At 41.2% G+C, this 13,242-nt stretch carries 8 protein-coding genes; 4 read left to right on the top strand and 4 right to left on the bottom strand.

Annotation, left to right across the window (positions count from 1 at the left end; all coding sequences use genetic code 11):
* Positions 1 to 73: 73 nt before the first annotated feature.
* Genes Q4557_RS18140 through Q4557_RS18130 form a run of 3 tightly spaced genes read right to left on the bottom strand, consistent with a single transcriptional unit; the run spans position 74 to position 3,201 of the window.
* The gene (locus Q4557_RS18140; protein ID WP_102520057.1) at positions 74 to 733 is read right to left on the bottom strand and encodes a 2-dehydro-3-deoxy-6-phosphogalactonate aldolase; all 660 of its coding nucleotides are present in this window, start codon (positions 731 to 733) and stop codon (positions 74 to 76) included.
* The gene (locus Q4557_RS18135) at positions 717 to 1,637 is read right to left on the bottom strand and encodes a 2-dehydro-3-deoxygalactonokinase (RefSeq protein WP_198589313.1); all 921 of its coding nucleotides are present in this window, start codon (positions 1,635 to 1,637) and stop codon (positions 717 to 719) included. Before Q4557_RS18135 ends, Q4557_RS18140 begins: the two co-directional genes overlap by 17 nt.
* Before the next feature lie 34 nt (positions 1,638 to 1,671).
* Positions 1,672 to 3,201 (bottom strand): MFS transporter, encoded by a 1,530-nt coding sequence (locus Q4557_RS18130; RefSeq protein WP_241901038.1) that lies wholly within the window; start codon positions 3,199 to 3,201, stop codon positions 1,672 to 1,674.
* Positions 3,202 to 3,348: 147 nt separating this feature from the next.
* On the opposite strand from Q4557_RS18130, the gene Q4557_RS18125 reads away from it, so the two are divergent.
* Both Q4557_RS18125 and Q4557_RS18120 read left to right on the top strand, forming a co-directional pair.
* Positions 3,349 to 4,428 carry an SMP-30/gluconolactonase/LRE family protein gene (locus Q4557_RS18125; protein WP_102520059.1) on the top strand — a complete coding sequence of 360 codons (1,080 nt, stop codon included), beginning with the start codon at positions 3,349 to 3,351 and terminating at the stop codon, positions 4,426 to 4,428.
* 53 nt (positions 4,429 to 4,481) lie between these two features.
* Positions 4,482 to 6,473, top strand: coding sequence for a glycoside hydrolase family 127 protein (locus Q4557_RS18120; protein ID WP_303414509.1), 1,992 nt, complete (start codon positions 4,482 to 4,484; stop codon positions 6,471 to 6,473).
* A 320-nt stretch (positions 6,474 to 6,793) separates the two neighbouring features.
* Here Q4557_RS18120 and Q4557_RS18115 read toward each other — a convergent pair whose 3' ends face one another.
* Positions 6,794 to 9,220 carry an alpha-amylase family protein gene (locus Q4557_RS18115; RefSeq protein ID WP_303414505.1) on the bottom strand — a complete coding sequence of 809 codons (2,427 nt, stop codon included), beginning with the start codon at positions 9,218 to 9,220 and terminating at the stop codon, positions 6,794 to 6,796.
* Between the two features lie 1,091 nt (positions 9,221 to 10,311).
* Between Q4557_RS18115 and Q4557_RS18110 the strand changes: the two genes are divergently transcribed.
* Both Q4557_RS18110 and Q4557_RS18105 read left to right on the top strand, forming a co-directional pair.
* Positions 10,312 to 11,517, top strand: coding sequence for a family 16 glycosylhydrolase (locus Q4557_RS18110; RefSeq protein WP_102520062.1), 1,206 nt, complete (start codon positions 10,312 to 10,314; stop codon positions 11,515 to 11,517).
* Between the two features lie 156 nt (positions 11,518 to 11,673).
* Complete coding sequence (locus Q4557_RS18105; RefSeq protein ID WP_133126426.1) at positions 11,674 to 12,807, top strand: hypothetical protein; 1,134 nt, start codon at positions 11,674 to 11,676, stop codon at positions 12,805 to 12,807.
* Positions 12,808 to 13,242: the final 435 nt, after the last annotated feature.

Genomic DNA, 13,242 nt, shown 5'->3' with positions numbered 1-13,242 from the left:
CAACATAAACATCAGATGCTTGTCTTGTATGATTATATCAACAACGTAACAAATTGCACTGTCTTAGTATCAATTAGTTTACTAAACCTGAATCATACTCACCCTTTAAATGCTTAAAGTTACTGATGAATGCTTCTGCATTCTTTTTTATTTCTTCCAGCTCCATAGCTGGTTTATATAAAGATGAGCCTAACCCAAAACCAGACACGCCTAGCTTAATATAGGGTCTCATACTGTTTGAATTGGGTTCAATGCCGCCAACTGGATAGCATAACGTATTTTCCGGCAGCACTGACATTAAAGCAGATAGCCCTGCGTGCCCCAGCGCGTTAACAGGGAATATCTTCAAACCTGTTGCGCCGTACCTTAATGCATCGAATGCTTCTGTCGGTGTAACGACTCCGGGGAAAACTGCACAACCAGCACTTACCCCCATCTGAATCACTTTCGAGTTGACGTTTGGCGTAACGATCAATTTCGCCCCAGTTTGAATCACCTCATAAGCGAGCTGAGCAGACGTCACAGTCCCTGCACCAATCAAATACTTGTCACCATACTTATCGACCAGCTTTTGAATGCTAATCAATGCATCAGGGCTATTTAACGGAACCTCAATCATAGTAAAACCCTGTGAAATGAGTACTTCTGCTACATCAAGGCACGTAGCCGGTGTTACCCCTCGTATAATGGCTATAAGTGGAAACTGTTTGGACAGTTCAAATGGCGTATACATGTTTTTCCTCACGTTTCAGTGCAATCATACCGGCTAAAAAACAACGATCACCGCAGACTATTTCACTCTGTTTTTCTAAATGATTTAATGCAAATTGATAGCGTTCACACATCTTTTGGTTACCAACAAGATAATAAAATGGCTGTGACGTTTGTTTTAGTTCAAAGCCTATCAACATACCGGAAAGGTAATCTCCCACTTGAGAGTCTGATAGTTTGCCAAACAAACGATGCGTCCAACCAAGAAAAATTTGATGGGTAAACTCCCCTTGCTGGGCATCATCAACCCCGGCTAAAAAACTTGTTTCTTCAAACTCATCATCAAGCGTTATCCCTTTGCCCAACAAACTGTGATTGATCAATAAACTAAACACTTCACCTGTTAGGTAACTTTTAAAGTCCACTATCTGTTGACGATCAATACAGGCATGCTTGGAATGTGTTCCAGGCAAGATGGCTGATAGTTCATTTTTTTGAGTCAATAATGACAAGCCAAGGAGTTGTACTTCCTCGCCGCGCATAACATCATACTGCTTGTCTGTTTGATGACTGATACCGGGGTAAATAGTCCCGGTTACTCCCCAGGGAAGCTGAAAGCTGTGTTTTCCTCGACTAAGTAGCGCGGCACTAGCAGGAGTAGAAACATAGTCGACATTTATCCACCCTTTTAGCGACCCCACCATTCCAGCCATATAGATTGGCAAGTGTTGGTAACGACCTAACCAAGCTTCTAGTACCTCAGCAAGGGATGAACCAAATTGACCATCAGGAACCTGAAGCAAGCCTAAAGGTAATGTTCGCAGCTCAATACAGTTGTCATGCTCACCCATCGCAAAAGCACGAAAATTGGTGGTGCCCCAATCGATAATCAAATAAGTAGTTTCATTAAGTGTTGATAAACCCAATGCTTTAGCTCCATTACAATTAAAAAACTGACATTTATGCTTTAGCTAAATCCATCTCAATAGCTTCGATCGTTTTGCCCTTGGTTTCAGGTAAAGTGAAATACATCACTACTGTCCCAATCAATCCAATCATTGCGTACAGAGCAAAAATACTCGCAACCCCCATGTTGTCGAGCTGCCAAGGGAAGAATTGCTGAATCGACCAGGATGAAACCGTTTGCACTAACGCAGCAAAAGGCAACGCGACACTTCGAACTGAATTAGGGAATATTTCTGAAAAGACGACCCACATGATTGGACCAATAGATAGGTTGAAAGCGGCTAGAAATGCAAAAATACCAAAGAGTACTGCCCCAGCATTAATCCCTTGCTGTGTTGCGTTAATTATCGGACCTGTAACTAAAGGCAACTCACTTGGCGTAAACAAGTCAGCGAGTGCACTTTTTAAAGCTACATCTGAATCAAAATGCTGACCTTTTAGTTTTACCAGCACTTTAGAGTCGATATCTTCCTTCGCAAGCGCTGCACTAATTTGCTCTATCGCATCAGAAGAAAACTGATAGCTTGCCTGGCTAAAACCATAGTATGTCGAGCTATGAGCAATTACGACCAAAACCAATCCTGCAAGTGTCAGCGTTCGGCGTCCAAGTTTCTCAACAAAGCCAATCGCAATAAAAGTAGAAACCAGACCAACAACACCAATGACAGTCGTTTGCAAGAATGTGTCTTCAACACTCATACCGACCTGTTCAAACACCATAGGTGCAAAAAACAATACGGCATTCATACCCGTCGCCCCCTGCACCACTGCGTAGGCGGTCGCCAGCAAAAGAACAAATCGTAAACGCTTACTGAACAGTATTTTCAGTTGACTAACAGTGTCTTGAGAGGTTTGCTCTGAAAAGCTTTTGTTAACCTGTAGCAGTAATGGTTCAACTTGTTCCGGAGGGCTAATTCTTGCAAAAACCACTCTAGCTTCATCGGTGCGCTGCTTTTTAACTAGCCATCGAGGGGACTCTGGTAACGTCATCAACAAAGCAACCCAGATTATATTGGCAATTAACTCAGCACCCAGCATAAAACGCCAGACATTGTGGTGGTCTAAAAAGGCGACACTGTCCATGAACTCAATTAAGAAATAATTGATCACAAAAGCAAGTAACAAGCCTAAACCAATCATGAATTGGTTCACCGAAACAAATTTGCCCCGGGTTTCAGCAGGTGCTATTTCTCCAATATACATTGCTGACACAGTAATAGAGGCAAAAGCTACACCACCAATAAACCGCCCTACAACGAGCATTTCGTAACTAATGGCACTTGCAGAGACTATTGAAGATAACGAGTACGTTAATCCAATCGCCAGTAAAACCTTCGCTCGACCAAATCGTTCACATAAGGTACCAGTGAAGAACAGCGCGACGATAACCCCCAGCAGTGCACACCCTACAACAGTCCCCTGCTGAATAGCATCAAGCCCAAACTGTGCACTAATAAAGCGCAATGCTCCTGAAATGTTTGCTGCATCCAATCCAAAGATGAAACCACCAAACGCTGCAATCATTGAAAACCTAGTCACATTGGCATACTGACTTTTTTGCATAATTTTTTGCCAACCTATATACATAATATTATTTTAAACATAGTATGTTTAAAATATGTTAAATACAAGCAGCAAATCTACAACATTTTAATTAGGGAGCATTTTGCAATGAGTCAACTAAAACAAAAGCACCAAGACTACTGCCACAACTTCCTGTTGTTGTGCTTTTATTGCACAGTCATCATATTATTAAGTAATCATGCTCAAGCAGATGGCACTAAAGTTCATAACCTTCAAGCTGCTAAACCTTTTAGTGTGTTACCCAACAACTGTCCAACACCTGATGCATTTGCCATCGCTCCAGATGGTTCTTTAACGCTATCTTGCCCTAACTATGCCAACAACCAACTCCAAGGGGAGCTTTTCTCATTGAAGCCCGATGGGAGTGTTCGTCATCTCACGACAGTCCCAAGATTGGGGCTGACAAAAAAAGCAAATCCAATGGGCTTAGCTTACGATGAGCATGGTGCACTTTATGTCGCAGATGCTAGGGGAGTAAAGCAAGGACGTATTCTCAAGCTCACCTTTAGTGACAAGCAACTAACTGATACTCAAGTGATTGCTTCTGGATTAAACCCTAATGGGCTTAGGTACCATCAAGGTGGGGTTTATGTAACACAACTGACCATGCCTAAAGTAAAGTCCACCAAAATGACGAGTGCAATCTACCGATTTGACGCTAATCAACGCAATTTACAAGTGACAAACACGTTGGAAGATCCTCAGATTATCTTTACGGTAGAAACTCAAAACCCAGTTATTCAGATAGGTCTTGATGGTATTGTATTCAACTCTCAGGGCGACCTTTATGCTGGTAACCTAGGGGATGGAGAGATATATCGCCTTAAGTTATCTGCCTCAGGACGAGTTGAGCAAACTAACTTATTCGCTACCCTACCTAATACAGCTCGAATAGATGGAATGGTTTTCGGTGCTAATGATGTGCTTTATGTTGCCGGTTTCGGCTCTAATCAAATTTTTTCAGTTTCCCCTACTGCTGAGGTAAAACTCATTGCTGATTACCCAGACAACAATGGGGCAAACGGGCAAATTGACCAACCCGCGGACTTAATTATCTATCACGAAAAATTAGTGATATCTAATTTTGATTTAATGAAAGGCAAAGGAATTAAGAACACACAACATAGTCAGCCTTATACGCTGTCGTATATTGATGTAAAACAATAAACATAACTACTTACAGATGCTCCTGTATAAGCAGAATTAGAAAGAGGTAAAACATGAATGCTCGTAATACCAACGACAAGGGGATTGTCGGTAATGCTCAAAGCCCGCACGTGAAACTTAAAGCCACTAATTTTGGCGATTGTCAGTGGACAACTGGCTTTTGGGCCGATAAAACCCAAAAAGCTATCGACGTTATGGTCCCTTATATGGGGGATGTATTAACGGGTGATGTCGGCCATGCCTTAAACAACTTTAAAATTGCAGCAGGAATGAAAGAAGGTAAACACCAAGGCATGTATTGGCATGATGGTGACTTCTACAAGTTTCTAGAGGCAAAAACCTATGCTTATGCCCTGTCTAAAGATGAAAAAGTACTGGCAGAGCTAGATGAGTACATTGAAATCATTGGCAAAGCTCAAGAGCCCGACGGTTACTTGCAGACCCAAATCCAACTAAAAGTTGATGAAGATGCAGAGCGTTATTCAAACCGTAAGTACCATGAGATGTACAACACAGGTCATTTACTTATTACAGCTTGTGCTCATTATCGTTTAACCGGTAAGCGTAGCTTTTTAAACATAGCTCTCAAGCATGCAGACTTGCTTTATACCATCTTCTTCCCTGACACCAAACACTACCAACGCTTTGGCTTTAACCAAACACAAATTATGGGATTAGTGGAGCTTTATAGAACGGTTGGTGATAAGAAATATTTGGAACTTGCGAAGAAGTTTATTGACCGTCGCGGAACCTATGAAATCAAACATGACTCCACAACCGTTGGGTACCCAATTGGCGATATGGTGCAGGAAAGAACGCCACTTCGAGAAGAAACCGAACCTGTAGGCCATGCGGTATTAGCACTGTACTACTACGCTGGTGCAGCTGACGTTTATGCGGAAACAGGCGAAGACGCACTCATTACAGCACTTGATCGATTATGGGAAAGTGTGATCCAAAAGAAAATGTATGCAACCGGAGCCGTTGGTCAAACTCACTATGGTGCATCAGTAAACCGCGACATGATTGAAGAAGGCTTCATTGATGACTATATGATGCCAAACCTTACAGCTTATAACGAAACCTGCGCCAATTTATGTAATGCCATGTTTAGTTTCCGCCTGTTAGGTATCCATGGCCAAGCCAAGTATGCAGATATCATCGAATTGGTCATGCATAACAGCGGATTATCGGGTATTGGTCATGAAGGCAAAGATTATTTTTACGCAAACCCACTACGGATGATCCACAATACACGTGATTATGACGCGCATGCTGACGTAACAGAAACACCAAATCGCGAAGGTTACTTGGCTTGTTTCTGCTGTCCTCCAAACTTAGTTCGTACTATTTCGAACCTTTCAGGTTGGGCTTACAGCATGGCGGACAATGGTGTTTATGTGAACCTGTACGGTGGCAACCAATTGAATAGCCAAATGTTAGATGGTTCATCAATCAAACTAACCCAGGACACAGACTACCCGTGGAAAGGTTTAGTTAAGCTAACGGTTGAAGAATGTCGTGAACAAGCCTTTGAAATCGCACTGCGTATTCCAGGATGGGCGCAAGGTGCAACCATCACTGTAAATGGGGAAGTGTTAAATATTGCAACAACGCCTGCAACTTACGCTTTAATCAACCGCAACTGGCAAGCTGGAGATGTGGTCATTATCGATATCCCTATGGAAGCCACGTTTATTGAAGGACACCCGCGTATAGAAGAAGTACGTAATCAGGTAGCGGTTAAACGTGGCCCTATCGTTTACTGTATTGAAACACCAGATTTACCGGCAAGCACTAAAATTTTAGACGTGTATGTAAACGGTGACACTAGACTTGAGGTCAATCATCAAGACGATTTACTTGGTGGTATTACGACAATTAACGCTGAGCTTTTACTGCGCAAAAATACAAAAACAGACTCTATGTATAGTGCGTTAACAAAACCTAACTGGGAAAGTGTTAATACCCAATTAGTTCCTTACTTTGCATGGAGTAACCGAGGACTAGCTGAAATGACGGTATTTATGCCAGTTAAGTGGTAAACCCAATCCCCAAGCAAAAGGCCACAATAACATACGTTTTGTGGCCTTTTTTACACATCTTTGTAAGCAATTGAGTTAACAGAGAAAGTAGTGGAGCTCGGAGAGGAAATAGTAACTTGGATACTTAACCTCTACTCGGGATAACAAAGCCTTTAACTCTGAAGCGACATCCACGTCATTAGAGTCAATTTAGCAGCCTAACAAGGTAAAACTATAAGCAAATGGTTTTATCTATTACGCTGATTAACATTACTTACTGCTTCACGTTATAAATTTGACTAGCCTCTCCAAGCATAAGAAAAAGGCTAGCCATAAAAGGACTACTGAATCGTGACCTCAACCAGCATCACACCCTCACTAGATAGCTCAAAACGAGGAGACACATCATTACTCGTCATCAAATCAGTAACTTTGACAACTTTTCCATTAGCAGAGTCCAACTCGAGAGAAACGGTTTCATGGCCTAAGTTCATAATGTTGACCAAATAGCGACCATTTTGCTGCGGTACAACTCGCCACATAGTCGTTTTAAATGGCTTACCATTCTCTTCTTTCAATATGATCTGAGGCAAACTTGAATCATCCAATGTCCCCATAGTTAACTGAGCTAATTTTGCTATGTCATCGGTGTTAGCTTCTACTAACTTGCCCTTACCACTAACCAACTTAGCCTTACGTTTTTGGCCATATTCGTTTAACGATAAACTCGCTGGTGTATCAACTATGACTGTGCCGCCATTATCAAGATAGAACTGCAACGTCTCAAACTCTTCATCAGTCACAAAACGATTGTTATAGACTACGATAGTATCCCACAGACTATGGTCTTGCTTTCTAATAATATTATTGGTGGCAAATCCAAGAGGATAACCTTCAAAATAGAACTGTTCGTAAAACTCTGACATCTGTGTCATATACTTATCGCTATTGATGGCTGAAGTTTCAGAATAGAACAAACGGACTGGGCGCTTTTGCTCACGTAAGGAAACAATTTCTTCAGAGAAACTATTTAAGTCGTACATCACCTGCGTGACTTCATTAGTCACATGTGGCTGCATATTATTTGAACCAGCATAAGCCCCAGCAAGGCCGGGATCAAAGAAATCTAATTCACCTTCTAAACGATCTTCTGGTGAGCCATCAGGGTCACGAGCCCAAAACCACCCCATATTGGCGTCCATACCATGAAGCGTTGCTAACCAGTAAACACTGCGTACATAACTAGTGCGGGTATCTAAGTCACGCCATTGACCTGAAGACAAAAAGTGTGATTCTGAATTAACGTTAATTTTGTCAGGAGCTACCGACTCCATAAAATCATGAAACATACTCACAATACGCCAATAATAAGCATACTTTTCTAACCAGTCAGATGATTTACCAGGCCTAATATTGGCACTACCAAATGACTTAGCATCATGACCAACCATGGTGGTCAGTTCAGCCAACGCCTCCGTATCGATACCACCTGAGCGACTATCTTCCATAAACATACGAGGCATTACTTTAATATGGGTGTCGGCATCTGGATTAACGGCATGTAACTCGTTTTGCATAAAGGTAAACCAATCCGTTCCGCGATCCATGTTATAACGCATCCAGTCATACCAAAGCGGTGTCCCCTTTAAAGCAGTATCCATCGGGATTTCGACAGTGACATCATTAAAGGTTTTAAATTGGGTGTTCCAGTTTTCATTTAAGCGCGAAATATCGCCAGCGTACTTGTTATCAAGCCAGGTTTGAAATTTTGCCAAAGTATATGACGAAATATCATTCATCTCTTTAAAACGATTTGTCCAATGCCCTTTTTCAGAAAACCAATGAGGTTCATTAGCCAATACAAAGCCTAATTCCGTCACTTTCTTGCCTTTTGTTAGCCTGGCAGTTTCACGGATAATCTGACTCCAAACCTCCCGAGCTAATGGGTTATCAACATCAAAACCTGTAAATAGAGAGCGCCCTTTACGGACTTCAGGTTCTCTTTTCTCTACCCATTCAGGAATCCCCATGATCCAATAGACTAAAAAGCCGATGTTCGTATCAGGAATTTGCGTCAGTTCTTTCATTAACTTTTGATCAAATGTGCCATCTTCTTTCAGCAAAAATGAATTAATCGCACGGTCATGGTCAACCTCATAAAGGTTTTGCCCACCATGGTATAAGGCACCTAAATGGTCATTATAGATTTGAGTATTTGTGAGCGGTTGGCCAACAGTTTTTGAAAAATAATCATAAGGGAAAATAGGCTTACCCTTGCTAATAAACATGTTTTCACCAGCGGTTGTGCCTTGCCAGTCGACTTTGTTGACTGGGCGACGCGTTATCACTCCGCGCAGCTCTTTGTCTAAAGCTTCAATACCAGCATCAAGTATCTCTATGACCTTTCTTCTTTCAAAGTCAGGTAAATCTGCGGCCAATTGATGTTTATCTTCGGCATAATAGCGTTCATAGCCGAATGCATCAGCAATGACTTGAGGGTTAGCTTCGTCCCAATTGGCGAATATCAAGAATTGCTCAGCAAACCAAATTATGGTCTCTTCTCGAGCGATATCAATATTGTTCGATTTAGCCCGCTGCATCATTGTTTTCAAGGTATCTATTTTTACGCGCGCTTGCTGCTCATAAGACAACTCTTGTTGAACAACCTGTATAGCTTCATTTGGTGTTTGAACTTGTTGGCTGCATGCTGTACCCAACAAAACTAGCGGAGCTAAAATTGCTCCCTTAAAGTGATATTTCAAAATCATCTCCTTTTTAATGGGCCCATGCCGACATCATCCTGACTGTGCCAATACAATAACATCACTCCTTAATATACATCATATGTTTAAGACTGTATGCTATTTGTTAAATTTTTGAGTAGTATCTTTTCATATGATTAATAACGCCATCAATTCAAAAGTGGCATCGTGATGCTGTAGCGGTTTTGTCCAAGCATGTAGAAGAAGCGTTAAGTTACTTTATAACGAGTTGATTATTAATATGAAAACTAGCCACCCATTATTAATCAATAACATCGATAACTTTTGGTATATCGCAAGTTAGTTCACCAGACTAAATAGTCGTTAACTTTGGGAGTCTACTAAATTGGAAAGATTGGATGCTATTTCGGCACATTTAGCTGATATTGGCCGAGTTTAAACCAGTACAAGGCTGTCCATGCTTAAATACGGGAAGGTTAATGAGATTATGTGCCTTACTGAGTTGGTATAGGTTTGCAAAAGCCTGTTTATTGAAAATACTGACAACTTGAAGCGAAGTACTGTCGTCGCTTTTGTAAATACTGACAGTATTTGGTCTGCTCTTACAGTGCCGCTACTGGACCATGAAAAAGCAGCCCGAATTCGGTCGTGGGATTTAGCCAGTTGGCTTGATTGATATTTAATCGAGAGAGTTTTATAAGCTTCCAGCTCTGATAACAACGTGTTTATCAGCACGAATTATCCGCCATGTAACATCATTTAATTCTAGGCAACTCTTTAATGAAGACGCTATTTTGATTTGATTAGCGCATTCATCACCAATAAATGGCAATCTAAGCATCTCCCCCCCTCTCAGCTATGCTCGCTTTGTACAAAAATAGCTCAATGCACTATTGCGAATCCATACATCATATGTTTTCATTGATTATATCAATTCGCTAGTATATCTGTTTGTAAACATAGGTCGCCATTTCGATGACCCATTTATTTGCACTGTTGTCAGTTAGCCCTGCCTCAATTGATACAAAGGAGAAAGCAGCCTGAAGTTGACGGTTTCCCCTTGTAAAAAATAAGCCCTTAGAAGCCAAAAAGTAAGGGCTGACATTATTTTTCACTAGTAAATAAATGGACTATTTATGAACAAACTTAGAAAGTTAACGGTATTCACATGCAGTATCGCCAGCCTTTTCTCTCTACACAGCTTTGCCGCAGCGCCTAGCGCACCACCTATTGCTAAACCAGGTGAAACTTGGGTATTACAAGCCAAACGATCTGATGAGTTTAATAATAAAGACTCTGCAAAATGGAACTTTCAACCTGAAAACTTTGGCGTTTGGTCTTGGCGTGACAGTAATGCTATTGTTTCTGGGGGCAAGCTGATTCTAACGACTCGACGTGAAAATCACACCCGTACTTTCTGGGATGGTTGTAATAAAAAACAAGTACCTAACTACCCTTTGTACTACACCTCAGGCATAGCTAAATCACGTGCAACGGGTAATTACGGTTATTACGAAGCAAGAATTAAAGGCGCAAGTACTTACCCTGGTGTATCGCCTGCATTTTGGATGTATAGCACGATTGATCGCACTCTGACTGAAGACGGCGATGTGCAATACAGCGAAATTGATGTGGTTGAATTAACCCAAAAAAATGAAGTTAGAAAATCAGATCATGACCTACACAACATTGTAGTCATTAATGGTGAGCCAACTTGGCAACGCCCGTTAAAAGTGCCATTTAATCACAATCAAATAATTCTGCCTTATGATCCTCGCAACGACTTTCATACTTATGGTGTAAACGTCACTAAAGACAGTATAACTTGGTATGTCGATGGTAAAGAAATCGCCACTAAAGAAAATAAATATTGGCATCGTCAGATGAACTTAACGCTGTCACAGGGATTACGTGCTCCATTAACTGAATTTAGATGTAACCAGTTCTATCCATCAGATCAACGACCATCTGCCGGTTACCCAACCTCAATGGAAGTTGACTACGTTAGAACATGGTTTAAAACCAACGGTGGTACTGGGCCAACCGAACCGACCGTTCCTGGTAATGGTAATGACTGCCCTACTACTTGGGTTCCGGTAACAGGGGTGACAGTCACACCAGCTTCTAAGGTGCTTGCTAAAAACCAAACTGTTAGCCTGAATACTACGGTATTGCCGCAATGCGCCACCAATAAAATAGTCACATATTCATCAAGTAATTCCACTGTTGCCGTGGTTAACTCAAATGGCATTGTTACCGCGCGTAAACGGGGTAATGCTGTCATTACAGTAAAAACCAAAAATAAAGGTAAGGTAGATACGGTCAATATTACGGTTAATTAACCGACTTAATATTGCACTAAACACACCTATCCAAACCGTTACAAGCTTATTGTTACATAAACTCGATCAGTCTATGTATGCAGTCAATAAGCTTGTTTACTAACCCCGTTCAATGACGATGAGGATATTATGGTGATAACTAGAAAAGGTGAAAAAGTGACGATAAACATAACCACTCACAACATCATCATTTTGGCTCTAATGACAACTGCACTGAGCTTGTTCGGTCGCCTTTTACTACAACAGCAACCGCCAAAAGGCTTCCATGAATTGCGACTAGATGAGCCAAAGGCAGGCGTATTACAATCTTATAAACCTGTAGCAAATACAAATAATCGCTTGCTGGCACAAGCTGAACAAACAAGTGAACAAGCCAGCAAAAACCAACAAACAAGCAATTTTATTACCAGGCTTGAGCAAGCAAACCAGATTGCCTCATTTGAGCAACGTGCACCGATTATCAAAAATCTACTACAACAGTGGAGTAATCACGATATTCACGCAGTTTTACAATGGCTACAACAACAACCAATAACTAACGAACTCGGTGAATACTACTCTCCGGTTTTGCAGCGTTATATGCAAGAGGATGAACTAGGCGCAGGCGAAATGATCCTCACCTTGCCCGCATTTGATGTAATGCCAAGTATTATTGCTCATTATATTAACCACCTTACCCATAAAGATGTTGAAGCAGCACTGCTTTGGGTTGATAACATCCATGACGACTTATCAAAACAACAGGCAACTCAGTCATTACTCAATGCTTGGTCACAACTGGCTCCCCTTGAGGTAATGCAATACCTCTCTGACAACGACCATATAAATGAAGCCATTAGCCAAAATGCCATGATCTCGATTGCCAATCAGCTGAGCAAACAGCAGCACCAAGCGAGCATAGACGCCATTCATCAATATCCAGAAGTGCTGCAAACCAAGTTGGTTTATAGCTTACTGACACATTGGCCCATTTCTGATGCAGCCAATGCTGTTGAGTGGATTAATACCTTGGACGGTGGATTAAAAAATGAGGCTATACGCAGTTATATTGATTACTTTGGTGTGAGCCAACAGCCTGAAGTCAGTTTTGAACTTGCCACAAATATGGTCAATCACCCATTAAAGTCAGCTTTACTGCTTAGGGTATTAACACACTGGTATCGAATCGATCCGAATTATGCAAGCCAACGTGTGCGAACGACAATGAAGCTAATTGAACCTGAAAAACAGCAACTGATTTCACAGGTTAATCAGGCTATTGAACGCTCAAATCATCAACCAACTCGCTGACGAGGACTTAGCGACTAACAAAGCACATTAGCAATTGTATTTAGGTGATGACGTGCGATATTAAGCATAACTGCTGTAGTTAAACGACAAATAAACACTACACTATGTAAACTTATAGTTCGAAGTCTGCATACTTATTTATCATTATGCAGACTTATGCTTAAAACAACATAAGTGTCGCTGGATGCAAAGTCTGACATAGGCAGCTTATAGCTTTCAATAACTTACCGAAAAGATATAACCATACTCTGACATAAAATGTACCCATAGTCTGACAAATCGGAACAGCACTTAGATACTATAATTATGAATTGTCATTTTATTACAACTAAAAGCGTATCTCTTGCAAACTCATATCTGGACATTTTCGTGTTAGGACTTTGGGTAATCATGGCATTTCAGATTACCCAAAGTATGGATAAGCTCTAAACCTGT

Source organism: Shewanella sp. 5_MG-2023 (assembly GCF_030547465.1).
Taxonomy (GTDB): domain Bacteria; phylum Pseudomonadota; class Gammaproteobacteria; order Enterobacterales; family Shewanellaceae; genus Shewanella.
Note: the sequence above shows the minus strand (reverse complement) of the source record. Positions and strands in the feature narration are given on the sequence as shown.